This is a genomic window from Mesorhizobium sp. B2-3-4 (assembly GCF_006442315.1).
Lineage (GTDB): Bacteria > Pseudomonadota > Alphaproteobacteria > Rhizobiales > Rhizobiaceae > Mesorhizobium.
Genome location: NZ_VFVY01000004.1, coordinates 1 through 24,401 on the forward strand (window position 1 = coordinate 1; position 24,401 = coordinate 24,401).

Annotated in this window: 20 protein-coding genes and 1 tRNA gene; 10 read left to right on the forward strand and 11 right to left on the reverse strand. The window is 63.6% G+C overall.

Annotation, left to right across the window (positions count from 1 at the left end; all coding sequences use genetic code 11):
* Positions 1 to 162: 162 nt before the first annotated feature.
* Together aspS and FJ967_RS07895 are read right to left on the reverse strand one after the other, a co-directional pair.
* The gene (gene aspS, locus FJ967_RS07890; RefSeq protein WP_181175731.1) at positions 163 to 1,953 is read right to left on the reverse strand and encodes an aspartate--tRNA ligase; all 1,791 of its coding nucleotides are present in this window, start codon (positions 1,951 to 1,953) and stop codon (positions 163 to 165) included.
* A 135-nt stretch (positions 1,954 to 2,088) separates the two neighbouring features.
* Positions 2,089 to 2,847, reverse strand: coding sequence for a DeoR/GlpR family DNA-binding transcription regulator (locus FJ967_RS07895; RefSeq protein ID WP_140731161.1), 759 nt, complete (start codon positions 2,845 to 2,847; stop codon positions 2,089 to 2,091).
* 118 nt (positions 2,848 to 2,965) lie between these two features.
* Between FJ967_RS07895 and FJ967_RS07900 the strand changes: the two genes are divergently transcribed.
* On the forward strand, positions 2,966 to 4,195 hold the full coding sequence (locus FJ967_RS07900) for an MFS transporter (RefSeq protein ID WP_140731162.1): 1,230 nt from the start codon (positions 2,966 to 2,968) through the stop codon (positions 4,193 to 4,195).
* A gap of 44 nt (positions 4,196 to 4,239) precedes the next feature.
* Here FJ967_RS07900 and FJ967_RS07905 read toward each other — a convergent pair whose 3' ends face one another.
* On the reverse strand, positions 4,240 to 5,100 hold the full coding sequence (locus FJ967_RS07905) for a LysR substrate-binding domain-containing protein (RefSeq protein ID WP_140731163.1): 861 nt from the start codon (positions 5,098 to 5,100) through the stop codon (positions 4,240 to 4,242).
* A gap of 108 nt (positions 5,101 to 5,208) precedes the next feature.
* Between FJ967_RS07905 and FJ967_RS07910 the strand changes: the two genes are divergently transcribed.
* The 3 genes from FJ967_RS07910 to rnd all read left to right on the forward strand — a co-directional run bounded on the left by FJ967_RS07910 (position 5,209) and on the right by rnd (position 8,686).
* Positions 5,209 to 6,138 (forward strand): DMT family transporter, encoded by a 930-nt coding sequence (locus FJ967_RS07910; protein ID WP_348643075.1) that lies wholly within the window; start codon positions 5,209 to 5,211, stop codon positions 6,136 to 6,138.
* 76 nt (positions 6,139 to 6,214) lie between these two features.
* On the forward strand, positions 6,215 to 7,459 hold the full coding sequence (locus FJ967_RS07915) for an MFS transporter (protein WP_140731165.1): 1,245 nt from the start codon (positions 6,215 to 6,217) through the stop codon (positions 7,457 to 7,459).
* A 75-nt stretch (positions 7,460 to 7,534) separates the two neighbouring features.
* Positions 7,535 to 8,686 carry a ribonuclease D gene (gene rnd, locus FJ967_RS07920; protein WP_140731166.1) on the forward strand — a complete coding sequence of 384 codons (1,152 nt, stop codon included), beginning with the start codon at positions 7,535 to 7,537 and terminating at the stop codon, positions 8,684 to 8,686.
* 35 nt (positions 8,687 to 8,721) lie between these two features.
* Here rnd and FJ967_RS07925 read toward each other — a convergent pair whose 3' ends face one another.
* From FJ967_RS07925 to guaB, 3 genes are read right to left on the reverse strand one after another with little or no spacing between them, the layout of a single operon-like run.
* Positions 8,722 to 9,141, reverse strand: a complete 420-nt coding sequence (locus tag FJ967_RS07925; RefSeq protein WP_140731167.1) for an MAPEG family protein — start codon at positions 9,139 to 9,141, stop codon at positions 8,722 to 8,724.
* A gap of 25 nt (positions 9,142 to 9,166) precedes the next feature.
* The gene (locus FJ967_RS07930) at positions 9,167 to 9,709 is read right to left on the reverse strand and encodes a hypothetical protein (RefSeq protein WP_181175705.1); all 543 of its coding nucleotides are present in this window, start codon (positions 9,707 to 9,709) and stop codon (positions 9,167 to 9,169) included.
* A 31-nt stretch (positions 9,710 to 9,740) separates the two neighbouring features.
* Positions 9,741 to 11,243, reverse strand: coding sequence for an IMP dehydrogenase (gene guaB, locus FJ967_RS07935; RefSeq protein ID WP_140731169.1), 1,503 nt, complete (start codon positions 11,241 to 11,243; stop codon positions 9,741 to 9,743).
* 295 nt (positions 11,244 to 11,538) lie between these two features.
* Here guaB and FJ967_RS07940 point away from each other — a divergent pair, with 295 nt between their 5' ends.
* Positions 11,539 to 12,960 carry an MFS transporter gene (locus tag FJ967_RS07940; protein WP_140731170.1) on the forward strand — a complete coding sequence of 474 codons (1,422 nt, stop codon included), beginning with the start codon at positions 11,539 to 11,541 and terminating at the stop codon, positions 12,958 to 12,960.
* A gap of 23 nt (positions 12,961 to 12,983) precedes the next feature.
* On the opposite strand, the gene FJ967_RS07945 is transcribed toward FJ967_RS07940, so the two are convergent.
* Both FJ967_RS07945 and FJ967_RS07950 read right to left on the reverse strand, forming a co-directional pair.
* The gene (locus FJ967_RS07945; protein WP_140731171.1) at positions 12,984 to 13,781 is read right to left on the reverse strand and encodes an RlmE family RNA methyltransferase; all 798 of its coding nucleotides are present in this window, start codon (positions 13,779 to 13,781) and stop codon (positions 12,984 to 12,986) included.
* Between the two features lie 94 nt (positions 13,782 to 13,875).
* On the reverse strand, positions 13,876 to 15,228 hold the full coding sequence (locus tag FJ967_RS07950; RefSeq protein WP_140731466.1) for a Ppx/GppA phosphatase family protein: 1,353 nt from the start codon (positions 15,226 to 15,228) through the stop codon (positions 13,876 to 13,878).
* A 356-nt stretch (positions 15,229 to 15,584) separates the two neighbouring features.
* On the opposite strand from FJ967_RS07950, the gene FJ967_RS07955 reads away from it, so the two are divergent.
* The 4 genes from FJ967_RS07955 (at position 15,585) to FJ967_RS07970 (ending at position 19,269) form a co-directional block, all read left to right on the forward strand.
* Entirely contained in the window at positions 15,585 to 16,517 is a 933-nt protein-coding gene (locus tag FJ967_RS07955; protein ID WP_140731172.1) for a lysylphosphatidylglycerol synthase domain-containing protein, read from the forward strand.
* Positions 16,518 to 16,665: 148 nt separating this feature from the next.
* Positions 16,666 to 16,739, forward strand: a tRNA-Gln gene (locus tag FJ967_RS07960).
* Positions 16,740 to 16,835: 96 nt separating this feature from the next.
* Positions 16,836 to 17,456 (forward strand): hypothetical protein, encoded by a 621-nt coding sequence (locus tag FJ967_RS07965; RefSeq protein ID WP_140731173.1) that lies wholly within the window; start codon positions 16,836 to 16,838, stop codon positions 17,454 to 17,456.
* 127 nt (positions 17,457 to 17,583) lie between these two features.
* On the forward strand, positions 17,584 to 19,269 hold the full coding sequence (locus tag FJ967_RS07970; RefSeq protein WP_140731467.1) for a hypothetical protein: 1,686 nt from the start codon (positions 17,584 to 17,586) through the stop codon (positions 19,267 to 19,269).
* A gap of 14 nt (positions 19,270 to 19,283) precedes the next feature.
* Here the strand turns inward: FJ967_RS07970 and FJ967_RS07975 are convergent, their stop codons facing one another.
* On the reverse strand, positions 19,284 to 19,970 hold the full coding sequence (locus FJ967_RS07975) for a D-lyxose/D-mannose family sugar isomerase (protein WP_140731174.1): 687 nt from the start codon (positions 19,968 to 19,970) through the stop codon (positions 19,284 to 19,286).
* 280 nt (positions 19,971 to 20,250) lie between these two features.
* Between FJ967_RS07975 and FJ967_RS07980 the strand changes: the two genes are divergently transcribed.
* Positions 20,251 to 21,309, forward strand: a complete 1,059-nt coding sequence (locus tag FJ967_RS07980) for a D-TA family PLP-dependent enzyme (RefSeq protein WP_140731175.1) — start codon at positions 20,251 to 20,253, stop codon at positions 21,307 to 21,309.
* Positions 21,310 to 21,424: 115 nt separating this feature from the next.
* On the opposite strand, the gene FJ967_RS07985 is transcribed toward FJ967_RS07980, so the two are convergent.
* Together FJ967_RS07985 and FJ967_RS07990 are read right to left on the reverse strand one after the other, a co-directional pair.
* Complete coding sequence (locus tag FJ967_RS07985) at positions 21,425 to 22,183, reverse strand: heme ABC transporter permease (RefSeq protein ID WP_140731176.1); 759 nt, start codon at positions 22,181 to 22,183, stop codon at positions 21,425 to 21,427.
* Positions 22,184 to 22,282: 99 nt separating this feature from the next.
* Positions 22,283 to 24,052 (reverse strand): glucan ABC transporter ATP-binding protein/ permease, encoded by a 1,770-nt coding sequence (locus FJ967_RS07990; protein ID WP_140731177.1) that lies wholly within the window; start codon positions 24,050 to 24,052, stop codon positions 22,283 to 22,285.
* Positions 24,053 to 24,401: the final 349 nt, after the last annotated feature.

Below are 24,401 nucleotides of genomic sequence, written 5' to 3' on the forward strand. Positions count from 1 at the left end.
GAGCGCTTGAAACTCGCACTGTGTCTGGACATACAAAACCCCCGAAGGTTGTGTCCAACTTTCGGGGGTCAGTTCAATCGATGATGCCGGGCTTTTTCATGGGATTTCGAATCAAAGGGACCGGTTCGGGCGGTTTCTTCAACCGCTGCCTGGATTCCGCGATCAGGCGTCCTTCTTGGTCGGAGCGACGCGCAACGCCAAATCGCGAAGCTGCTGCGGGCTTGCCTCCGAAGGTGCGTTCATCAGCAGGTCATAGGCCTGCTGGTTCATCGGGAACATGGTAATCTCGCGCAGGTTCTTGGCGCCGACCAAGAGCATGACGACGCGGTCGATGCCGAACGCCGCGCCACCGTGCGGCGGCGCTCCGTACTGGAAGGCGCGGTAGAGACCGCCGAAGCGCTCCTCGACCGTCTGGCGATCCAGCCCGACCATCTCGAACGCCTTGACCATGGTTTCCGGCAGGTGGTTGCGGATGCCGCCGGACGCGATCTCGAAGCCGTTGCAGACGGCGTCATACTGGAACGCCTTGATGCTGAGCGGATCCTGACCGTTCAGCGCGTCGATACCACCCTGCGGCATCGAGAACGGATTGTGGGCGAAATCGATCTTCTTCTCGTCCTCGTTCCACTCGAAGAACGGGAAATCAACGATCCAGCATAGCTCGAAGCGGTCGCGGTCGACGAGGTTCAGTTCCTCGCCGGCCCGCGTGCGCGCCGCGCCGGCGAAGGAGACGAATTTCTTGGGGTCGCCAGCGACGAAGAAAGCGGCGTCGCCGTCGGCAAGGCCGAGTTGCTGGCGGATCGCCTCGGTGCGCTCTTCGCCGATGTTCTTGGCCAGCGGACCGGCGCCTTCGAGCTTGTCGCCCTCCTTGCGCCAGAAAATGTAGCCCAGGCCGGGCTGGCCTTCGCCCTGCGCCCAGGAATTCATGCGGTCGCAGAAGGCGCGGCTGCCGCCGGTCTTGGCCGGAATGGCCCAGACCTCGGCCTTGGCATCGTTGGCCAGGATGTTGGCGAAGACCTTGAAGCCGGAATCGCGGAAATGATCGGAAACCGCCTGCATGACGATCGGGTTGCGCAGGTCAGGCTTGTCGGAACCGTATTTGCGCATGGCCACATCATAGGGAATGCGCGGCCATTCCTTGGTGACCGGCTTGCCGTTGGCGAAAGCCTCGAAGACCGAGGTCATCACCGGCGCCATGGTGGAAAGCACATCGTCCTGCTCGACAAAGCTCATTTCGAGGTCGAGCTGGTAGAATTCGCCGGGCAGGCGGTCGGCGCGCGGGTCCTCGTCGCGGAAGCATGGCGCGATCTGGAAATAGCGGTCGAAGCCCGACACCATGATCAGCTGCTTGTACTGTTGCGGCGCCTGCGGCAGCGCGTAGAACGTGCCGGGATGGATGCGCGACGGCACCAGGAAGTCGCGCGCGCCTTCCGGCGACGAGGCGGTCAGGATCGGCGTCGAGAATTCGGTGAAGCCGACCTCGCCCATGCGCTTGCGCATCTCGGCGATGATCTTCGTGCGCGCCACGATGTTCTTGTGCAACGTCTCGCGACGCAGGTCGAGGAAGCGGTATTTCAGCCTGATGTCCTCGGGATAGTCCGGCTCGCCGAACACAGGCAGCGGCAATTCCTTGGCGGCAGACAAAACCTCGATCTCGCGGGCAAAAATCTCGATCTCGCCGGTCGGCAAATTGGCGTTGACCGTCTCCGGCAGGCGCGCCTTGACCTCGCCGTCGACGCGGATAACCCATTCGCCGCGCACGGTCTCGGCGACCTTGAAGGCAGGCGAATCGGGATCGGCCACGATCTGGGTCAGGCCGTAATGGTCGCGCAAGTCGATGAACAGCAGGCCGCCATGGTCGCGAACGCGATGCACCCAACCCGACAGGCGAACGGAATTGCCGACATCGCTCTTCCTCAACTGGGCACAGGTATGGCTGCGGTAACGGTGCATGGTCATGGGTAAAAGTCCGGGATGCTGGGTTGCGGACCGAAGCATCGCAGCCCGGCCTCAAAATTTGCCGGAAAAGCGCATGAGAGGCCAGATTTGTCAAGGCAAGCGGTCACACGGACTTACCGTTTCGGCCATTCAAGCGAAGTGGATTTTGGCGCCCTGACGTTCGAAGTCGGCGAGGACAGCGGCGGGCGCCGTCTTCTCGACGACGAGATGACTGATCCTCCCTGCCGCGGCAACGCGATAGGGCGCCGCGGTGGCCAGCTTGTCGTTGGTGACGGCAATGACGACGCCGGCGCTATTCCTGGCCATGGCCCGCTTCACCTCGGCCTCGGCCGAATCGAAGGCGGTCACGCCGCGCGAGGCATCGAGACCGCAGGAACCCAGGAAAAACAGGTCGGCGCCAAGCTGCGCCACGGCGGCGAGCGTGTCGGCGCCGACGCAGGTGCCGAGGTCGCGGACGAACCTGCCGCCCAGCACGATCAGTTCGACCAGCGGGTGATCCGACAGTGCCGAGGCGACGCCGAGCGAATTGGTGGCGATGGTCAGGTCGAGATCGAGCGGGATGGCCCGGGCGACCGCCTCGTTGGTCGTACCGCCGTCAATGAAAAGGCTTTGCCCGGCAGAGATCAGCGCGACCGCCGCACGTGCCAGACGCGCCTTTTCCTCGACAGCATGGCCGCCGCGTTGACCGATTGTCGCCGCCGCGAATGGGGCGGACGCGATCGCTCCGCCATAGACACGGCGGCATTCACCCGCCTTCGCCAGCTCTCTCAGATCGCGCCGAACAGTGTCCTCCGAAACGCCGAAGCGGCTCGCCAGTTCGCCGGCCAGGACCCTTCCCTCCGCGGCAAGGCGGTCACGGATGAGCTGGTGCCGTTGATCGGTAAGCATTGCGGGGTCCTGTTTTGCAATGCACATTCTTGCATGTTTTGCACGTTTGTGCAAGAAGCATGACAACATGCAAAGCGGTTGGACACTCCGGCCGTCCTCCTTCGTTGAAAGCACCACGATGCGTTTTGGCCTCAACCTTGCCCCTCAACACCGGGTCTATGCCGGCTTCGCGATCTATTCGTTCGCCATGGGCAACATCTTTCCACGCCTGCCCGATATCAAGCACGCGATGGGTATCGAGGATGGCACGCTCGGGCTCAGCCTGATCGGCACACCGATCGGCACCTTGATCGCGCTGACGCTGGCCACTCCCCTTTTGGAGCGCATAGGCTTCCGCCGTGCGCTGCTCACGCTGGTCCCGCTGCTGGCGCTTCTCTACGCGATCGCCGTGCACGCGCCGGGCCCGGTCGCGCTTTTCCTGATGCTGTTTCCGATCGGCCTGATGATTGGCAGCGTCGAAATCATCCTGAACGTCGAGGCCGACAGGACGGAATTCCAGCTCAAACGGCGGATCATGAACCGCGCGCATTCGTTCTGGAGCGCGGGCTTTTTCGGTGCTGGCCTGTTCGGCGGCGCACTGGCGCATCTTGGGCTGTCGCCGCAGCTCCATCTGGCCCTGGTCGTGCCGATCGTGGCCGTTGCCATGGCGCTGTTTCTCGGCGGCTACGAGCCCGCCCCCGGCCGTTTCGCCCATACCGGCGACAAGGCGCCCATGTTCGCCAGACCGACACTGCCGATCCTCGTCCTCGTCGCGGTCACGCTTTCGGCAATGCTGCTGGAGGGTGCCAGCATCGACTGGTCGGCGATCTACATGCGTACCGTGTTCGAGTCCGGTCCCTTTGTCGCCGGGTTCACGGTGGCGCTGTTTGCATTCTCGCAAGCGACGACGCGCTTCTTCGCCGACAGCTTCGTCGACCGCCATTCACCAAGCGGCGTGGCGCGCGTCCTTCTGGGAACGGTGGCAGCCGGCGTTGTCCTGGTCTTCTTCTCGCCGGCGCCATTGGTCTCGATGCTCGGCTTCGCACTTCTGGGCATCGGCAGCAGCGCCATCTTCCCGCTGGCGATTTCGGCCGCCGCGCAGCGAAGCGACCGCCCCGCGGCGATCAACGTGGCGGCCTTGTCGCAGATCTCCTTCACGGCCTTCCTGCTCGGCCCGCCGCTGCTCGGTTTCGTCTCTGACCATTGGGGCATCCGCTCGGCCTACGGCATCGGCATCCCGTTCATCATACTCAGCCTGCTGACCGTCGGCGCGCTTGGCACAAGACCATCATCCTCGCCCGCAACGGCGGACGGCGCAGGGTCCAGCGGGACGCGAGAGGAAGCCCTTGCACGAGCCAACGAGGCGTAAGCGGTTCCCCAGGCGTCCTACCGGAAGCACGTTCGATCTGCCGCCTATGACCCCAAGGTCGACAAACGCAGACGATGTGCGAGATGGTCGACGACCAAGGCAGCGCTGGCGGATGATGTTGCCGCGCGATGGAGGCGGATTTCGGCTCCGGGCAGCACAGGCACATGTCGGCCGGAATGGACGGCACGCAGGCCAGGCGTGAGCATGCTGCCCTTGACCACGGTGATCGCCAGTCCCTGCTCGACGATTGCTTCCGTGGCGGCGAGGCTCGGGCTGACATAGGCCAGCCGCCACGGCCGCCCGGCTTTGTCGAGCGCCCTGACGGCCCAGGATCGAAACAGGCAATCGGGATCGGACAGGGCCACGGGCAGCGGATCGAGTTCTTCGACGGGATGGGCCGCCGCCGCTGCCCAAATGGCTCTTTCGCGGCAGATCAGGTCGCCCTCGGCGGTGCCTTCCGGATGCATGGCAAGGACCGCGTCGAATGATGAACCAAGTCGTTTCAGCAGGCGGGCGGTGAGACCGATCTCCATTTCGACCTGCATGAGCGGGAATCGGGCGGCGATATCGGCGAGCAGGCGCGGCAGGATCTTGGTTCCGTAATCCTCCATGACCCCGATGCGAATGCGCCCGGCCACCCGCTGATTTGAAACACGCGCGATCGCCTGCTCATTGAGGACAAGAATCCGGCGCGCGTCGACCAGGAAATCCTCCCCGGCCGCTGTCAGTTCAACATGGGCGGTCGAGCGACGGAACAAGGCGACTTCGAGACGTTCCTCGAGACGTTTCACCTGCAGGCTGATGGCGGCTTGCGTTCGATTGAGCTGCTCGGCGGCTCGCGTGAAAGAGAGACGCTCGGCAACAGCCACGAAGGCTCGCAACAGTTCCGGATCGAGACTGCTCATAGAGGAATGTTATCAAGCTCATTGAGTTTATTCGATTCCTTTTATCCCGCCTCGCCGATATCGCTCACTGCGAGTTGGCAAAGGTCGGGAACGATGGAAATTCTGGGAGTGCTTGCCGCGATCCTCTCCAGTGCCCTTGGGGGCACCGCTGTCGGCGCAACACGATATCTGGCAGGCACGCTCGATCCCCTGACGATTGGCGCCATCCGGTTTGGTGGCGGATTTCTCGTCCTGGCCGCCGTGGCGCTTGCGCGCCGCGACAGGTTTCCGCCTGTGCACGACTGGCCCGGCGCCGGTGCGCTCGGCGTCCTCTTTTTCGGACTGTTTCCGGTGCTGTTCAACGGAGCGCTTGTCTACACGACCGCAGCCCGTGGAGCCCTGGCGCTTTCGACACTGCCCCTGCTCACCATGATTGCGGGCGCAATTCTGCGGGTCGAGTCGCCGACCGCGCGCAAGATCACCGGTGTCATGATCGCGATGGCCGGCGTTGCTGTCGCGCTCGGCACCAGCCTGGCCACCGCTCCGCCGGGTGCGTGGCGTGGAGACCTGCTGATGGTCGCCGCGGCCTTGTGCATGGCCCTCTACAATGTGTGGTCGAGACCGTTTCTATCCCGCACCGCGCCGATCCCGTTCGTGGCATTCGGCATGGGCGTGGGCGCCGTCTGCCTGTCTGTCCTGGTGGCTTCTCGTGGGGGCTTCACACGGCTTGCCACGCTTGACACGCCTCAGTTGGTCGCGGCCGGATACCTGGCCATCATCTGCGGCGCCTTCATCTTTTTCCTCTGGGCATTCGCGCTGCGACGCGTGGCGCCGACCCTGGTTGCCGTCTCCGTCGCGGTCAATCCGATAACGGCATCGATCTTCGGTGTCGTCTTCCTGGGCGAGCAGGTAAGCGCCAAGCTCATTGTCGGGCTCATTGCGGTTCTGATCGGCATTGCCGTCGCATCGGGAGCAGCCGGTTGGTTCAGTCAAGGACGGAGGAAAGCCGGCACACGTCATCCCATACAGAATCCAGGCGGATACACCGATACGGATTGATGTCACCGCCGATTTGTTGCTGGCATTGACCAGGCCGATGGTTCAAGAAGGGATCACCGATATGTGATCGCCTTTCATGTCCTCCATCCGCCCATTGATCCCGCTTCTCCTCGCTGCAGGCATATTGCTCGGCGGCAATGGGTTGCAGAGCACGCTCATTGCACTTCGGGGCGCGCAGGAAGGGTTTTCCGCCTCCGATATCGGCCTGATGGGCACGTTCTATTTCGCCGGCTTTCTGCTCGGCTGCCTGGCCATCACGCGCATCATGAAGGCGGTTGGCCATATCAGGGCGTTTTCGGCATTGGCTGCGATCGCCTCGGTCGGCACCTTGCTGCTGGTGCTGGTGCTCGATCCGGTGATGTGGTGCGCGGTGCGCTTTGCCGGCGGCTTCTGCTTCGCCGGTCTGTTCACCATCGTCGAAAGCTGGCTGAATTCCGGAGTCAGCAACCATGACCGCGCCCGCGTGCTGGCGATCTACCGGATGGTCGACACCGGCTCTGTGACATCAGCCCAGTTCCTGATCCCGGTCTTCGGTGCAAGCGGCTTCAGCATCTTCGCCATCATGTCGATCATGATCACGCTGTCGCTGGTTCCGGTTTCGCTCGGCGACCGTTCAAACCCCACGCCGCCCGATGAGGTCAAGCTCGACCTGGCGCGTGTCTGGCGCATCTCACCGCTGGGGTGCTTCGGCTGCGTCGCTGTCGGCGTCACCAACAGCGCGTTCCGCACCCTGTCGCCGGTCTATGCCGAAGAGATCGGCATGTCGGTCGCCGATGTCGTCACATTCGTCAGCATCGGCATCTTCGGCGGCGCCATCATCCAGTATCCGCTGGGATACTTGTCCGACCGCTGGGACCGGCGCCGCGTGCTGTTGATCACGACCTGCTGCGCCATGGTTTCGGCGCTGGCGCTGGTGTTCATCGCCGGCAGCAATCCGCTGCTCAACTTCATCATCATCTTCATCTTCGGCTGTTTCGCCATGCCGCTCTATTCGCTGTCTGCGGCGCACTCCAACGACCGCGCCGACAAGGGCGAGTTCGTGCTGATCAACGCCGCCCTGATGCTGTTCTACTCATTCGGCGCCATCGGCGGTCCTTTCGCGGCGTCGACGGCAATGCAGTATTTCGGGCCAAGCGCGCTGTTTGTCTTCAGCGCCGTGGTCTACGCGGTTTTCATCGCCGTCATCCTCTATCGCATGCGGGCGCGATCCGGCGTCCCTGTTGGCAAACGCAGCCGCTTCACCGCCCTGTTGCGCACCTCGACCATTTTTGCGCGGCTGGCCAGAAGAAATGGCGATACGGACAGTCCTGATGGACAATGACGACCGCGCCATAGCTTGACGAAAGCCTTCGCGGCTGAAATCAAGGAAGACCCTACTCCTGCCAAAAGCGATTTGATGCACGTCATCACCACCCAGAAAGAACTCGAGACAGTTCTCGCCGCTTTCGAAAAGTCGGATTTCGTCACCGTCGACACCGAATTCATCCGCGAAACGACCTTCTGGCCGATCCTGTGCCTGATCCAGATGGCCGCGCCCGGCGTGACGGCGCTGATCGACCCGCTGTCATCCGACATCGACCTTGCCCCCTTCTTCAGGCTGATGGCCAACGAAGCGGTGGTCAAAGTCTTCCACGCCGCACGGCAGGATATCGAAATCATCGTCCATCTCGGCAATCTCGTTCCCCATCCGGTGTTCGACACCCAGGTGGCGGCGATGGTGTGCGGCTTCGGCGACAGCGTTTCCTACGATCAGCTCGTGCAGCGCATCACCGGCGCGCGGCTCGACAAGTCGTCGCGCTTCACCGACTGGCGCCACCGGCCGCTGTCCGACAAGCAGCTTGACTACGCGCTGGCCGATGTGACCCATCTGATCGAGGTCTACCAGCACCTCAATGCCGAGCTGGCGCGCGAAAACCGCGCCCATTGGCTGAACGAGGAGATGGATGTCCTGACCTCGCGCGAGACTTACGATCCGCACCCCGAGGATGCCTGGAAGCGGCTGAAGATGCGGCTGCGCAAACCGCAGGAACTGGCGATCGTGCAGGCCGTGGCGGCGTGGCGGGAGCGCGAGGCGCGCGAGCGCGACGTGCCGCGCGGCCGCGTGCTCAAGGACGACGCGATCTACGAGATCGCGCAGCAGGCGCCGCGCGACGCGGCTGCCCTTGCCAAGCTGCGCACGACGCCCAAGGGCTGGGAGCGCTCCTCGACGGCGACGGCGCTGCTTGGCGCGGTCAACGCCGCGCTTGCGCTGCCCAAGGAGCAGATGCCGAAACTGCCTAAGACCTTCCAGCCGCCCGAGGGTTCGAGCGCAGCAGCGGAATTGTTGAAAGTGCTGTTGAGGATCATCGCCGAGAAGCAGGGCGTTGCGCCAAAGGTACTCGCCTCCAGCGACGACATCGACCGCATAGCGGCCGAAGGCGAGGCCGCTGACGTGCCGGCCCTGCAGGGATGGCGGCGTGCCGTATTCGGCGAACAGGCGTTGAAGCTGGTGCGCGGCGAGATCGGCATCAAGTTCGACAAGCGAAAAATAGCGGTGTTCGACCTGTAGAATCAGCCTTTCTTCGTCGGTCGCGGGGAGTTCTTTCAAATTACCCGGAGCAGGTGTAGCGCAAACCAGATCCAGCCCACCAAAAGAATCAGCGCTCCCAAGGCGAAGAAGCGGCTGCGCAGGCGCAGATCGTTGCTGGTCAGGTGAACCCAGGCGTGGACATAACGCGTCGCGACGAAAATCCACATCAGCGCCAAGGTCAGATAGTTGACGCCATTGGTGACATGTAGCGTCAGACACAGCACGTAGAACAGCACCGGCAGTTCGAACTGATTGCTGAGATTGCCCGCGACGCTGACGCATGAGGCCGGCTCCGTCGACCGGACCTTGTATTGGCTCACCTTGGCCTCGCCCGACTTGACGGCGACATAGCGGCGCCGTCCGAGGACACCATAGACGATATAGATCAGCAGCACGTGGGCCAGGACCGGCCAGAAGATCGTGGTCTGGTTCATGAAGTCTCCCATGCCCTGTTTGGCATCAGTTCTGACGTCTTTGGCCAGTCAGCCAGAAAGCGCCAATGACGATGACCGGGACGGCGAGAAGCGCGAATTTGGTAACGATCAGCGCCGAGGCGAAAGCCAGCGAGTCCGGGTTGGCATAGAGGAAATCCGACAGAAGCCGCGCCACCGCGATATTCTGGGCATAGTCGGCGAAGGTGTAAGGCAGCACCAGGACCAGCGCGAAGATCGACTGCACCTGCCCTGGCAACACGCGAAAATTCTTCAGCCGCCGGCCGCTGGCCAGGATCAGACTGACCAGCGTCACCGACAGCAAGGCCGGAAACAGGAGATCGAAGGTCAGGTAGTGCCAGACCAGGATGATCTCGCCGCCGCGCCGGCCAAGAGCGGTCAGCCAGGCCATGCCTTCATCGGGCGTGAAGCCGAAATAGCGCATGTCGAGCGAAGGCAGGCCGCCGCTCAACTGGCGGAAATAGAAGAATTCCAGCACCGTCATGGCGATGAAGACCGCCGCCGACAGGAAGCAGAGCGCCGCGACATGACGCGACAACCGCAGCACCATTGCCGCCAAGTTGCGCCAAAGCCCGGAAGAATCAGGCTCCGCCGGGATAGTTGGGGCTTTCGCGGGTAATCGTGACGTCATGGGCGTGGCTTTCACGAAGTCCGGCGTTGGATATGCGCACAAAGGTGGCGCGTTCGCGGAAATCGGCAAGGTCGCGGCCACCAACATAACCCATAGCGGCTTTCAGGCCGCCCGCAAGCTGGTGCAGCACGCCAGACACAGGTCCTTTGTAGGGAACCTGTCCTTCGATGCCTTCCGGCACCAGTTTCAGCGTGTCGCGCACCTCGGCCTGGAAGTAGCGATCGGCCGAGCCGCGCGCCATGGCGCCGACCGAGCCCATGCCGCGATAGGCCTTGAAGGAGCGGCCCTGGTGCAGATAGACCTCGCCCGGGCTCTCGTCGGTTCCGGCAAGCAGTGAGCCGATCATGGCCGCACTGGCGCCGGCGGCGAGCGCCTTGGCCAGATCGCCGGAATATTTGATGCCGCCGTCGGCGATCACCGATGCACCGGATTTGTGCGCGGTCTCGACCGCCGACATGATCGCCGAAAGCTGCGGCACGCCGACGCCGGCGACGATTCGGGTGGTGCAGATGGAGCCCGGGCCGATGCCGACCTTGACGGCGTCCGCGCCGGCGTCGATCAGCGCCTGCGTGCCTTCGGCCGTGGCGACATTGCCCGCCAGGATACGGACCGAATTGGAAAGCTTCTTCGCACGCGTCACGGCGTCCAGCACGCGCTGCGAGTGGCCATGCGCGGTGTCGATGACGAGAAGATCGACACCGGCATCGATCAGCCGCTCGGCGCGCTCGAAGCCGTCGTCGCCGACGCTGGTGGCGGCCGCGGCGCGCAGGCGCCCCTGCGCATCCTTGGTGGCGTGCGGGTTGAGCTGCGACTTCTCGATGTCCTTGACGGTGATCAGACCGACGCAATTGCCCTTTTTGTCGACCACGACCAGCTTCTCGATCCGGTGCTGGTGCAGAAGCCGCTTGGCCTCGTCCTGGTCGACATTCTCCTTGACCGTGATGAGGTTCTCACGGGTCATCAATTCGTAGACTTTCTGCGCCGGATCGGACGCGAAGCGCACGTCGCGATTGGTCAGGATGCCGACCAGCCGGCCGACCTTGTGGCCGCCGGCGCCGCCATTCTCGACCACCGGGATACCCGAGATGCCGTGGGTGCGCATCAGCGACAGCGCGTCGGCGAGCGTGGCGTCAGGGCCGATGGTGACAGGATTGACCACCATGCCGGATTCGAATTTCTTGACCTGGCGCACCTGCTCGGCCTGCTCGGCCGGCGAGAAATTGCGGTGGATGACGCCGATGCCGCCGGCCTGCGCCATGGCGATGGCAAGCCGTGCCTCGGTGACAGTGTCCATGGCCGCCGACAGGATCGGCACGTTGAGGTCGATGTCGCCGGCGATGCGGGTGCGGATATCGGCCTGGCCGGGCATGACCTCGGAATGACCAGGCTGCAAAAGCACGTCGTCAAAGGTCAGCGCCAGTGCGCCGGTGGACGTTTCGATGATCTTTGCCATGGCCAGCCCTTCAGAATGCGGAAAAAGCGCTGGACCGGAATGGACAGCGCCGACTCTCTTCTTCCCTTTCAGGATTGGCGCTGGCTGGTAACACGTCGCGATGACGTTGAAAAGACGATGATTGCATGTCACCGCAAACTGTTGGGGTTGACCCGACAGCCGCCACCATGGCTTGCGGTCGCACAAACGTGACAGCAAATTAATGCGACATCCGCCCAAAGGCATGATAACCGCCCGTTGTATCGGTTTGCCCCAGCCGGCACGTAAACTTTTTTGACCAATTCGGACGCGTTCGTTGAACCGCACCATCCCGCTCATACTGGCGGTCGCTCTTTTCATGGAAAACATGGATTCGACCGTCATCGCGACATCGCTGCCGGCGATCGCCATCGACATCCATACCAGCCCGATCGCGCTCAAGCTGGCCTTGACGGCCTATCTGGTGTCGCTGGCGATCTTCATTCCGATCAGCGGCTGGATGGCCGACCGCTTCGGCGCCAAGACAGTCTTTCGCGCCGCGATCGCGGTGTTCATCGCAGGCTCGGTCGCCTGCGCGTTCTCCGGGTCGCTGCCGGCCTTCGTGGTCGCGCGTTTCCTGCAAGGAATCGGCGGCGCCATGATGACGCCGGTCGGACGCCTGGTTCTGGTGCGCGCCACGCCCAAGAGCGATTTGGTCGCCGCCATGTCCTGGCTGACCGTTCCAGCACTCGTCGGCCCGCTGGTCGGCCCGCCGATCGGCGGCTTCATCACCACCTATTTCACCTGGCACTGGATCTTCCTGATCAATGTGCCGATCGGCCTGATCGGCATCTGGCTCGCAACACGCTTCCTGCCGGAAACCGAAGCAACCGAGACGCCGCCGCTCGATTTCATCGGATTCGTGCTGAGCGGGCTGGCGGCATCCGGCGTCGTATTCGGCCTGTCGGTGGTCAGCCTGCCCTATCTGCCGCCGGCGACCGGCTTCGTCACCATCGCGGTGGGGCTGCTGTCGGGCGTGCTCTACCTCTTGCATGCGCGCCGTGCCAGGAACCCGCTGCTGGCGCTCGAACTGTTCCGCAACCAGGTGTTTCGCTCCTCGGTGCTAGGCGGCAGCCTGTTTCGCATCGGCATCGGCGCCGTGCCGTTCCTGTTGCCGCTGATGTTCCAGATCGGTTTCGGGCTGACACCATTCCAGTCCGGCATGATCACCTTCGTCTCGGCGATCGGCGCAATCGGCATGAAATTCGTCACCGCGCTGATCTTTCGCGTCGTCGGCTTCCGTCGGGTGCTGATCGTCGGCTCGCTGGTCGCCGCAGCATCGATCGCCATCTACGGCCTGTTCACCCCCGAAACGCCTTATGTGCTGATGCTGGCCATATTGCTGGTCGGCGGCTTTATCCGGTCGATGTTCTTCACCGGCGTCAACGCGCTCTCCTATGCCGAGGTGTCGGCGGAGGATACCAGCAAGGCAACACCGATCACCGCGGTGTTCCAGCAACTGTCGATCGCGCTCGGCGTGGCGCTCGCCGGCGGCATTCTGGAAGTCTCGACGTCGATCCACGGCGGCCCACTGACGCTGGGCGATTTCCACATCGCCTTCTTCATCGTGGCTGCGGTGTCGGCGGCGGCGTCGTTGTCGTTCATGCGGCTGGCACCCGATGCCGGCAACGCCGTATCAGGCCATGGCCGTCTGACGACGCCCAAGACGCTGGAACCGATGAGATCGCCGGGAGAGTGAGGCAACGTCGCCGTATAGACCGATCAGTCCTCGGCGTCCCCCGGCCCTTCGCTATGGCTCCGGGCGCTCGAGTCCTTCGAAACGTCCACTGGACGTTTCGACCCGCCTGACGGCGGAACGGACTCTCGCCCCTTGAAGTCTTTCGCCAGCAGGTAAAGCTCGACCGATTCATCGCGCGAAGCCGGCGGCTTGACGTGGTGGACAGAGCGAAAGTTTTTCTTGAGCATCGAGAGCAGTTCGTTTTCGGCGCCGCCCTGAAAAGTCTTGGCCAGGAAATGCCCGCCCGGTTTCAGCACCGACACCGCGAAATCGGCCGCCACCTCGCACAGATGCATGGTGCGGATGTGATCGGTTCGCCTGTGGCCGGTGGTCGGCGCCGCCATGTCGGACAGCACGACGTCGGGATCGCCACCCAGCGCCTCGGAGAGCTTCTGCGGCGCGTCTGGATCGAGAAAATCCATCAGCAGCACCGGCGCGCCGGGCACAGCGTCCATTTCGAGATAGTCGATGCCGACGACATGCGGGTTCTCGACCGTCGATTTCGTACGCGCGGCCGCGACCTGGCACCAGCCGCCGGGAGCAGCACCGAGGTCGATCACCTTCATGCCGGGCTTTAGGAGATGGTGCTTGTCGTCGATCTCGATCAGCTTGTAGGCCGCGCGGGAACGATAGCCATCGGCCTTCGACCTCTGGACATAGGGATCGTTGATGTGGCGCTGCAGCCAGCGGCGCGAGGATTCCTTGAGCCCGCTTTTCTTCTTGATACGCGTCTTCAAGACGCGAATGCCGGCGGAGCCCGGCTTTTCCGGCTTCTTGGTCATCGCTTGGTTTCTCGCTCGCCGAGAGAGGTGTCAAGCGCAGCTCGACGGAGTGCGGGGCGACCGCTCGGCAAAGGAACCCGGCGACTTTCACGCATCATGCCCTGCCACGCCCATCATTGCGCCAGACGCCGTCATCGGCCATCAATTCGCTCAATATGCCTTCGCGCAAGCCGCGGTCGGCGACGCGCAGCCGCTCCGAGGGCCAGACGGCGCGGATCGCTTCGAGGATAGCGCAGCCGGCCAGCACGAGATCGGCACGGTCGGCGCCGATGCAAGGGTTGGCGCAGCGCTGCTGAAAATCCCAGCCGACCAGCTTCTCCACCATGCGGTCGACGCTGTCGCGGTCCATCCACAGGCCATCGACCCGGCGGCGGTCGTAGCGTTCGAGGTCGAGATGGACGCCGGCCAGCGTCGTTACCGTGCCCGAAGTGCCGAGCAGATGGAAATTCGGGCTGGCCTTGAGATGGCTCAGCCGGTCGCGGCCGTCGAAGGCGGCCAGCCGGCCGGCGACGTCCTCGACCATGGCGGCGAAGATCTCGCGCGTCACCGTGCGGCCGCCAAAGCGCTCGGCCAGCGAGACGACGCCGACCGGCAGCGAGGTCCACGACACGATGTGGTTGGCAAGGCGCGGCGAACGGCGGCCGGTGAGATCGATCAGCGCGATTTCCGAGGAGCCGCCGCCGATGTCGAACAGGACGACGCCCTGCGTGTCGCGCTCGACCAGAGAGCCGCAGCCGGAAACCGCAAGCCTGGCTTCGGTCTGGCGGTCGATGATTTCGAGCTTCAGACCGGCTTCGCGCTCGACGCGTTCGAGGAATTCGACACCGTTCTCGGCCGAGCGGCAGGCTTCCGTGGCGATCAGCCTTGCCTTCCTGATCTTGCGGCCACGCAATTTGTCACCGCAAACCTTGAGCGCCTCGACCGCCCGGTCCATCGCCGGCTGGCCGAGCCGGCCATTGGCGGTCAGCCCCTCGCCCAGCCTGACGATGCGCGAGAAGGCATCGATGACGCGGAACTGGCCGTGACGGGTGGGAACGGCGACCAGCAGCCGGCAGTTGTTGGTGCCGAGGTCCAGCGCCGCGAAAACCGGAAGCTCGTGCACCGGCGGCCGGCGGTTGCCCTGTTCGGGGCGCGCCACCGGAACGGCTGGCGAGATCACCGCCATCGGCTTCAGGTCCACGGCCACGACAGGGGCCCTGCCCGGCACCGGCGATCGATTCCCGTCGGGGCTCGCTTCGTCGCGCGCAAAAACCTTGCGCCCGCGCCTTCGCTTGCGCCGTTTCTTGGGTTTGCCCTTCTGGGACGCGTCGCCCGCCTGCCCATTCGCGGAGCGGGGCTCCGACGGGCGGCGTTGCTGCCAACCGGCTGTCCCCGAGCCTGATGACCCCGGGGAAGCGCTTGACGCGCCCACCTCCGGCGCGCTTGCGCCGGTGTCGCGGTCTTCCACTGTCGTTCCTTCCGGCGCCGCGCGAACCGGTGACGGACGCAGCAGGCGCTTTGGCATGTTTCAAGTTGCCGCCAGACTAACAGTGCCGCGCCCGATCACCAAGAGCCGCATGCCGAATTTTGCCGGCTGGCTGCACAGGGCGGCTTTTTGCGCTGGCGTAATGTACCGGCAAGGCCGGGTTGGTAGCGCAACGCTGGCGCGGCGCACGGCAAATCGGGACGGCATCGGGCGCGACAAGTGTTCGCGGTTGAATAGCCGGCTTCGATGAGGCATTTCTGAAATGAACGGGGAATTCGGGGCGCGTTCAGCCTCTCGACAGAAAAGGAAGCGGACAGGCAACGCATGGCAGTCGGGCAATGAACTGGAAACGCTATTTCTGGCCGGTCGTCGGCATCGGCGCGGTGATCTTCTCGCTGCTGTTGCTCTGGCATGAATTGCGCGGCGTCTCGCTCGACGATGTCTGGGAAGGGCTGGCGGCCATTCCCGCACGCGGCTGGATTCTGGCCGGCTTGAGCTCGATCGTCGCCTATGCCGCGCTCGCCGGCTACGATCACATCGCGCTGCTGCATATCGGCAAGAAAGTGTCGTGGCTGTTCGTGACGCTCTGTTCCTTCACCACCTATGCGCTGTCGCACAATATCGGCGGCTCGGTGTTTTCCGGCGCCGTCATCCGCTACCGCGCCTACGGCACCAGGGGCCTGACAGGCCAGGAAGTCGGCGTGCTGGTGGCGATCTGCTGGATAACCTTCGTGCTGTCGACGATTCTCGCCTCCGGCCTCGTGCTGGTGTTCGAGCCGCAGATTATCGACCGCTTCTCCGGCATCGCCCATCACGGCCTGTCGGAGGCGGCGGGACTAGCCATGCTGATCCTCATCGCCGCCTATATATTCGGCAGCTGGCTGCATCTGCGCCCGCTGAAGATCGCCAGCTTCCAGTTGCACTACCCGGCGCTGCCGATTGTCATCAGGCAGTTGCTGATCGGCCCGATCGAACTGCTGGCGGCGGCCGCAATCATCTTCTTCGCCCTGCCCGAGGTGAACAATCCGGGCTATTTCGTCGTGCTGGGCGTCTTCCTCGTCTCCTTCTCGGTCGCGCAGATCTCGCATGCGCCGGGCGGGCTCGGCGTGTTCGAAGTGGTCTTTCTCGCCGGGCTTTCCGACATGGACCCGGTCGGCGTGCTGGCCGCGCTGCTGGTGTTCCGGCTGTTTTATCTCATCATCCCGCTGATTCTCGGCCTCGGCGTGGTGCTGTTCTTCGAACGCTCACAGTTCAGCCGCAAGGAGAGCTGACGCGGATCGCATCCAGTGGGAACGCCGGCTTCCGGAGGCCGCGACAATTGAACCACAAAGCAGGCTTGACTATTTTCCGCTGGCGGCTACAAGGCAGCGCTCACAGCGGCTAGCCCGCTTGGCCCGCGCGGTTGGTGACCGCGCTTGCTGGGGAATAGGTTAACGGTAGACCCACGGACTCTGACTCCGTTAGTCCTGGTTCGAATCCAGGTTCCCCAGCCAAAATTCTGAAAGCACAACGATGATTTTGCAGGGAAGTTTTGCCCTGTTTGCTTCGCGTTGCTACGTTCGTGCAGGCTCCCTTGACGAGATCGCGTCATGCCCACCGATAGCCAGTTCATTCTCGAAAGCATCCGCCAGGGCTGCGTGGCGCTTGCCGAGGACGAATTCCTCATCGACAGGGTGGTGAAATATGTCGGCAATGGGCGGATCCGGTGGCACGTCGAGTTTCGCGGGCATCGCATCGAGTTTACGAGCGGCCAGATCAAGAAGCAGCCTACCTTCCGCAGGAAGGTGCTCGAACAGGCCGGCGTGCTGCCACCCCAGCGTGCCGGGGCCACCTACAGGCGATGGGCGCTCGATCTGAGGAAGAACGCCGTCGAGCTCCCCTGGCGCGACAGGCCGGTCGATGCCGGCTTCGCCATCAGCGGTCTTGTAAGTCTTGGCGGCGACCGCTGGACGGTTGACTACCAGGGCAAGGTCATCAAGTTCACGACAACCAAGCTCCGCCGCCAAACCAGTTTCCGTAAACGGATGCTGCTCAAGGCCAAGGTGCTGCCGCCCGAGATGGATCCGGCTGCCTACCGGAAGTGGATGGACTGGCTCATTCAGAACGCTACCGAGGCCGCACCGCAGGCCGGCAATGCTTTGATGAGCGAGAAAAGTTGGCTTGACGACCTGCCGGAACTGGCCGGCTGGCAAGACGAAAGGGCCAACTAAGGGCAGTTGTCGCGCCGGCGACGGCTACTCATGGCGTTTGCCATCCCCCGAGATTTCGGCACACATTGGTGGCGAAAGAATCTGGCCACGGCCAAGCTCGCGGCCGAGAAGCCTTTGAATGGAAGACATGGACCGCTTCGACCTCGGCAGCTACCGCCGCCCCATCTCCACCCGCTCGACCGAAACCCAGCGCTGGTTCGATATCGGGCTCAACTGGTGCTACGGCTTCAATCACGAAGAAGGCATCAAGTGCTTCGAGAAGGCGCTGGAAACGGACCCTGGCTGCCCGATGGTGCATTGGGGCATCGCCTATGCCGCCGGGCCTTTCTACAATCTGACCTGGAAAGAGCATGGCGAAGCCGAGGCCAACAGTGCGACGAAGCGTTGCTTCGACCATGTGCGGCTGGCGCGCGTCGGTGCGGCTGCGGCCAGCGAGGTCGAAGGGCGGCTGATCGAGGCGCTTGCCTCTCGGTTTCAGAAGCCGCATCGGGTGACGTTGCCGGAATTCGAACAGTGGGATGACGCCTATGCCGCGGCGATGCGGCGGGTTTACCGGGATTTTCCCGACGACCATGACGTCATGGCGCTGCTGGTCGAGGCGCTGATGATGCGAACCGTGCGGCGGTTGTGGAACCTCAAGACCGGTGAGCCGGCGCCGAACTCCGATGTCGTCGAGGCGCTGGATGTTTGCGAGCGCTCGATCCGCCTCGCCGACGAGGCCGGCATCGCCCAGCACCCGGCGATCGTCCATCTGCACATCCATCTCCTGGAAATGTCGACCCAGCCGGAGCGCGGCATACGCTCGGCCGATCTGCTCGGCGAGATGTGTCCCGACGCCGGGCACATGAACCACATGCCGGGGCATATCTATGTGCTGTGCGGCGACTATGAGAAAGCGAAGCTTGCGAGCGAGAAGGCGGTGCGCGCCAACGACCTCTATCTCGCTTATGCCGACGAGCCGACCTACTACCTGCTCGGCTGCTGCCACGACCTGCACCTGATGATGTTCACCTGCATGTTATCAGGCCAATACGCGCGGGCTTTGTGGGCCGCCGACAAGGTGCGCGGGCTGGTCACGCGCGATGTCGTCGCCATTGCCGACAGGCCAAAGCTCACGCAGACCGTGGAAGGCTACCACGCGATGAAATCGCATGTGCAGGTGCGCTTCGGCCGCTGGCGCGAGATCATCGACGAGCCTGATATAGCCGAACCTGGCCTCTACGTCCTGACGGCGGCCATGCAGCACTATGCCAAGGGTGTGGCGCATGCGGCGCTGAGGCAATTCCCCGAGGCTGAGCGGCAGCGCGAGCGGTTCCACCGGCATCTCGAAGGCGTTCCGGCCGAGCGCCGTTTTCTCAGCAACCCGACCCGCGCGTCTCTCGCGGTCGGTGCGGCCTTGCTCGATGGCGAGCTTGCCTATCATCAGGGCCTGCACGAGGAGGCCTATGGTCATCTCAGGCAAGCGGTCGAGCTGGACGATAACCTGTCCTACACCGAGCCGTGGGCGTGGATGCACCCGCCGCGCCATGCGCTGGCGGCGCTGCTTCTCGACCAGGGCCACGCGGCCGAAGCCGAGCAGGTCTATCGCGACGATCTTGGCATGAGCGGCAAAGTGCAGCGTTGCGCCCAGCATCCCGGCAATGTCTGGGCGCTGCACGGGCTGGTCGAATGCTTGAGCCGGCGTGGCGAGGCGGAAGAGCTGCCGGCGCTGCAGGCAAGGCTTGCCGTGGCGCTGGGCAAGGCGGATGTGCCGATCAGCTCGTCCTGCCTGTGCCGGACGAGCGTACAATCAGCGGCAAGCTGCTGCCATTGAGCGTGGCGCCTGAACTAGGCCAGCCACTTCTCATAGTCGGCCACCAGAAGGTGGAGCGGAGCGACGTCCTCGTCGATATTGGAAAAGCGGCCGATCGGTTCGCGGAAGACGTTGTCTGTGAGATCGTCGTTGACGGTCGAAACCTCGCCGATCAACACGTCCTTGCCCTCGGCCCAGAAGGCGTGCCAGACGCCAGGCAGCAGCGTCACGCTCTGGCCCGGATCGAGCTTCAGGAGCCCGCCCGCCGGCAGCCTGTGTATGGTGCCGTCGACCGGCACCGAAACCTCGGCCTTGGGGTCGACGCCGCCGTCGCGGTCATGCATGAAGAGTTCCAGCACCAGCTTGCCGCCACCACGGTTGATGATGTCCTCGGCCTTGATGTTGTGACGGTGCATCGGCGACAGCTGGTCCTTGCGCGAGATCATGATCTTCTCGGCGTAGAGCATGCCCATGCCCTTCTTCATGTCCTCGTAGCGGCCATTGCGGGTGGTGAATAGGAACAGGCCGAGTTCGTGGAATTTCTCTTGGCCGTAATCGGTGATGTCCCAGCCCATGCGCGAGGTGTGGATGGCCGAGGAGTCGACCTTGCGTGCCTTCATCTCTTCGGGCGACCAGTAGGCAAAGGGCGGCATGATGTAGCCGAACGAGCGGATGAAAGCGTCGGCTTCGCGGATGATTTCATTGATGGCGGAGCGTTTCATGATCATGACCCTTCGTGTCGATTTTGCTAAAGCGCGTCGCACTCAACGGCATTCATGTGACACGCTTTAGGTTGTTAGCACGCATGTCGTCATCCCAAAACCGCTGCGCACTTTTGGACGACATGCATTGCAAATCGCATAGCCGAACGCCGGTGCGGTGTCGATCCATTCTGCCTGTTCGAGCCCGGCGCGGCCCCGTCCATGGCCCACAGTTCGCCTGCGGCGTGACATCGCGTGCTTTCAGGCTCATAACCCTCACGAATTTTCACAGAGATCGCCGATGCCGACCATTCATGACCTCGATACGCCGTCGATTCTGATCGATGCCGCACTCGCCGAAGCCAACATCGCCCGCGCGCAAGCCCATGCCGACAAGAACGGACTGAAGCTCAGGCCGCACATCAAGACGCACAAGCTGCCTTACTGGGCCAAGAAGCAGGTGGCGGCCGGGGCCGTCGGCATCACTTGCCAGAAGATCGGCGAGGCCGAGGTGATGGCCGATGCCGGGCTGACCGACATTTTCCTCCCCTACAACATTCTGGGCCGCGCTAAGCTGGAACGGCTGAAGGCGCTGCACGGTCGTGTCGTCTTGTCTGTGACGGCCGACAGCGGGGAAACGCTGGAAGGGCTTGCCGCGACCTTCAGCGATCCCGGCCATGCCCTGCAGGTGCTGGTCGAATGCGACACCGGCATGGGCCGCTGCGGCGTGCAGACGGCCGACGAAGCGGTGGCTCTGGCGACAGCCATCGACCAGGCCAAGGGCCTCGCCTTTGGCGGGCTGATGACCTATCCGGCTGCCGGGCGCGCGGCGGAAGCCGAGGCCTGGCTTGCCGACGCCAAGCACGCGTTGGCGGCTTCAGGGCTCGCCTGCGAGCGCATCTCAAGCGGCGGCACGCCTGACATGTGGCGTTCCGCCGATGCCTCCGTCGTCACCGAATACCGGCCCGGCACCTATATCTATCTCGACCGCTATCAGGTCGCCAAAGGTGTCGGCAGCCTCGACGACTGCGCGCTGACCGTGCTCGCGACCGTGGTCAGCCATCCGACGCCAACGCGCGCCATCCTCGACAGCGGCAGCAAGGCGCTGTCGTCGGATACGCTGGGGCTGAAGGAATTCGGCGAGTTGCTCGGCATGCCCGGCGCACTGGTCACCGGCCTTAGCGAGGAACATGGCACCGTCACGCTGTCCAATGGCGCTGGCCTTCGCATCGGCGAGCGAGTGCGCGTGGTGCCCGATCATTGCTGCGTGGTGACGAACCTGTTCGACCAGGTCCATCTCATCGATGGCGACAAGGTGCTGGAAACGCTGCCGGTGGCCGCAAGGGGGCGGATGGGATAGTCGAAGGTTGAGTACCCGCGATCGGTCATGCACGAGCGAAGCGACGTGGCGCAGACCCGAGGATGACCAAGGCGTATGGGGCCCCGCTAGTCGCCAATGGCGGCGCTGGGCATATCTAAGCCCGCTCCGCCTGCCTTGCCGCAACCCTGCGCATGGCAATTACCCGGCGGCGGAAAATCTCGTTGCGCATGGCCATCAGATGCAGCGCGAAGAACAGCACGGTGAAGCCGACGGCCATCACCAGCAATGGCCACAGCAGGCTCGGATCGATGGTCGGGCCATCCACGCGGAACACAGAGGCCGGCTGATGCAGGGTGTTCCACCAGTCGACCGAGAATTTGATGATCGGGATGTTAATGAAGCCGACCAGCGTGATGATGGCGGCGGCCCAGGCGGCGCGGCTGGCGTCGTCGAGGGCGCGGGTCAGCGCGATGATGCCGAGATACATGAGGAACAGGACGAAGACCGAGGTCAGCCTGGCGTCCCAGACCCACCAGGTGCCCCACATCGGCTTGCCCCAGATCGAACCGGTGATCAGCGCCAGCGCGGTGAAGACGGCGCCAATGGGTGCGGCCGACTTCAGCGCGACATCGGCCAGCGGATGGCGCCAGACCAGCGTGCCGAGCGCGGCGACCGCCATCAGCGTGTAGCACATCATGGCGAGCCAGGCGAAAGGCACGTGGATGTACATGATGCGAACCGTGATGCCCTGCTGGAAATCCTCGGGCGCGGTGAAGCTCATATAGAGGCCAATGGCGAGGATGAGCGCGGCAAGCGCCGACAGCCACGGCACGACCTTGTCCGCAATCCCGACGAACCGCGTCGGGTTGGCAAGATCTGTCCAGCCGCTCAGGCGTGAAGTCGTGTCGCTCATACGGCTCTAGATAGACCGGCAACGGGTTTTCGGCAATCGAGTGGTATATCGCGGCGGCTCTTTCCTTCAAAGGAAGACCTGCCGCCGCGAAGACCTGCCTCAGGCGGCCTCGTGCACGGAGCGGCTGAGGCGGCGGACCTCCTCGTCGTTGAGCAGGCCGCCGGCGCGCAGCAGGCTGGCGAAGCGGCCGTTGCGCAGCGACAGTTCGGCGAAGCCGCCCATCTCGACCACCCTGCCCTTGTCCATGAACACGACCAGATCGGCGTCGCGCACGGTGGTCAGGCGGTGGGCGATGATGAAGGTGGTGCGGTCACGGCGCAATTCGTCGATCGCTTCCTTGACGCGATCCTCGGTCTCGACGTCGAGCGCGCTGGTCGCCTCGTCGAGCACCAGGATCGGCGCATCCTTCAACACGGCACGGGCAATGGCGATGCGCTGGCGCTCGCCGCCGGACAGCTGGCCGCCACGTTCGCCGACCACAGTGTCGTAGCCATTGCTCTTGGCCAGGATGAAATCCTGCGCGGCGGCCGCGGCGGCGGCGGCGTGGATCTCGTCGTTGGTCGCGTCGGCCCGGCCGACCCGGATGTTGTCCTCGATCGAGCGGTTGAGCAGTCCCGCATCCTGGAACACAGTGGCTATCGAATGGCGCAGCGACTTGCGGGTCACGGTGCGGGTATCGATGCCGTCGATCAGGATACGGCCGCTGGACGGCGAGAAGACGCGCTGCAGCAAGTTGATGAGCGTGGTCTTGCCCGCACCGGTCGGCCCGACGATGGCCACGGTCTGGCCGGCCTGAACCTCGAAGGACACGTCGCTGACGCCCTGCCCCGAATTGGGGAACTCGAAGCTGACATCCTCGAAACGGACATGGCCGGTGACATTGACAAGGTCGCGCAGGCCGTCCGGCTCGGCGGCATCGGCGGCCGAGTCCTCGAGCTTGTAGAAATCCTCGAGCTTGGCGCGGGCTTCCGAAATCTGGTTGGCGAAAGCCGACATCTGGTCGAGCCGCGAGATCAGCAACGTGGCAAAACCGGTGAAGGCAATGACGTCGCCGATGCGCAGCTGGCCGTGGGTAACCAGATAGGCACCGATCAGCAGCACCACCATCATCGAGATCGTCGACGACAGGCGGTTGAGCGCGTTGGCGATGGCCCACCAGTCAAGCACCGGGTTCTGCGCGTCGAGCAGGCTCTTGACATAGCTGCGCAGCGTCTCGGCTTCATAACCGAGGCGGTTGTAGCTCTGCAGCACGGCGACGTTGCTCACCGAGTCCGTCACATGCGCGAACACCTTGTGGTAGTGGCGCTCGACGGCGGCCTGGCCTTCCTTTGTGCGCTTCATCACCAGGCGGCCGATGCCGACATAGAGAACGCCGAGGACGAGCAGGACCATCGACATGCGCAGATCCATGCTGAGCGCCGTCGGAACCAGCAGGACGAGGGCTACGGCGGTAGACAGATGCTGGCGCATGAATTCGAGCCAGAGGCTGAACAGCGTCTCGACGGCACGCAGAAGCGTGTGGAGGGCGTTCGAGGTGCCGCGCTGATGATGCCAGGAGAGCGGCATGGTGATGACGCGCTCGAAGGACTGGCAGAGCACTTCGCTGCGCCTTGCATGCGCGAACCGGTCCGCGCCGCGCGCCACCAGCACGAAAGCGAGAACGTTGAAGGCGCCAATGCCCGCCCAGACGGCAAGCGTGGAGAAAACCGAACCCTTCGTGGAAATCGCGTCGATAACCCGGCCAAACAGGATCGGCTCGAGGATCGCGATGGCTGCAAGAGCGACGTTGGCGGCACAAATCAGCGCGACGCGCTTCTTGTCGGCAGCCAGATACCCCAGCGCTCTCCAATAGATTTGCAGAAGTGACACTTCAGCTACTCCGCCAACTCTCTATTGTGCCCAACATAATATTGTGCACTGCACCATTTCCTGACACGTAACGGTTGATGCGTCGCAAAACAATGCTCGTCTATCCCTTCCGTTCCCATTTAGCGAACAAAAGATGACGACGATACGAAATCTGACGTGATCACCTAACGGTTTGAGATAAAAGGTGAAATGTCAGCCTTGCGGCAAAATCATGGCAGCGCTCAAGCACTGCCACATTTTTAATCACAGCGGGGTGAAGCGGCCCGATTTCCAGGCGCGCGAGGTGACGCGCCACGGATCGCGCGCAAGTAACGGGAAGCGGCTTCGCGCGTCCCGGAGGACGCGCGAC

Excerpts from the sequence above, each read along its gene's own strand:
- FJ967_RS07895 (WP_140731161.1), bottom strand. The coding sequence starts at position 2,847 with ATGCTTACCGATCAACGGCACCAGCTCATCCGTGACCGCCTTGCCGCG.
- FJ967_RS07925 (WP_140731167.1), bottom strand. The coding sequence starts at position 9,141 with ATGAACCAGACCACGATCTTCTGGCCGGTCCTGGCCCACGTGCTGCTG.
- aspS (WP_181175731.1), bottom strand. The coding sequence starts at position 1,953 with ATGCACCGTTACCGCAGCCATACCTGTGCCCAGTTGAGGAAGAGCGAT.
- rnd (WP_140731166.1), top strand. The coding sequence starts at position 7,535 with ATGCACGTCATCACCACCCAGAAAGAACTCGAGACAGTTCTCGCCGCT.
- FJ967_RS07905 (WP_140731163.1), bottom strand. The coding sequence starts at position 5,100 with ATGAGCAGTCTCGATCCGGAACTGTTGCGAGCCTTCGTGGCTGTTGCC.
- FJ967_RS07955 (WP_140731172.1), top strand. The coding sequence starts at position 15,585 with ATGAACTGGAAACGCTATTTCTGGCCGGTCGTCGGCATCGGCGCGGTG.
- FJ967_RS07970 (WP_140731467.1), top strand. The coding sequence starts at position 17,584 with ATGGACCGCTTCGACCTCGGCAGCTACCGCCGCCCCATCTCCACCCGC.
- FJ967_RS07930 (WP_181175705.1), bottom strand. The coding sequence starts at position 9,709 with ATGGTGCTGCGGTTGTCGCGTCATGTCGCGGCGCTCTGCTTCCTGTCG.
- FJ967_RS07900 (WP_140731162.1), top strand. The coding sequence starts at position 2,966 with ATGCGTTTTGGCCTCAACCTTGCCCCTCAACACCGGGTCTATGCCGGC.
- FJ967_RS07965 (WP_140731173.1), top strand. The coding sequence starts at position 16,836 with ATGCCCACCGATAGCCAGTTCATTCTCGAAAGCATCCGCCAGGGCTGC.
- FJ967_RS07985 (WP_140731176.1), bottom strand. The coding sequence starts at position 22,183 with ATGAGCGACACGACTTCACGCCTGAGCGGCTGGACAGATCTTGCCAAC.
- FJ967_RS07945 (WP_140731171.1), bottom strand. The coding sequence starts at position 13,781 with ATGACCAAGAAGCCGGAAAAGCCGGGCTCCGCCGGCATTCGCGTCTTG.
- FJ967_RS07980 (WP_140731175.1), top strand. The coding sequence starts at position 20,251 with ATGCCGACCATTCATGACCTCGATACGCCGTCGATTCTGATCGATGCC.
- guaB (WP_140731169.1), bottom strand. The coding sequence starts at position 11,243 with ATGGCAAAGATCATCGAAACGTCCACCGGCGCACTGGCGCTGACCTTT.
- FJ967_RS07915 (WP_140731165.1), top strand. The coding sequence starts at position 6,215 with ATGTCCTCCATCCGCCCATTGATCCCGCTTCTCCTCGCTGCAGGCATA.
- FJ967_RS07975 (WP_140731174.1), bottom strand. The coding sequence starts at position 19,970 with ATGAAACGCTCCGCCATCAATGAAATCATCCGCGAAGCCGACGCTTTC.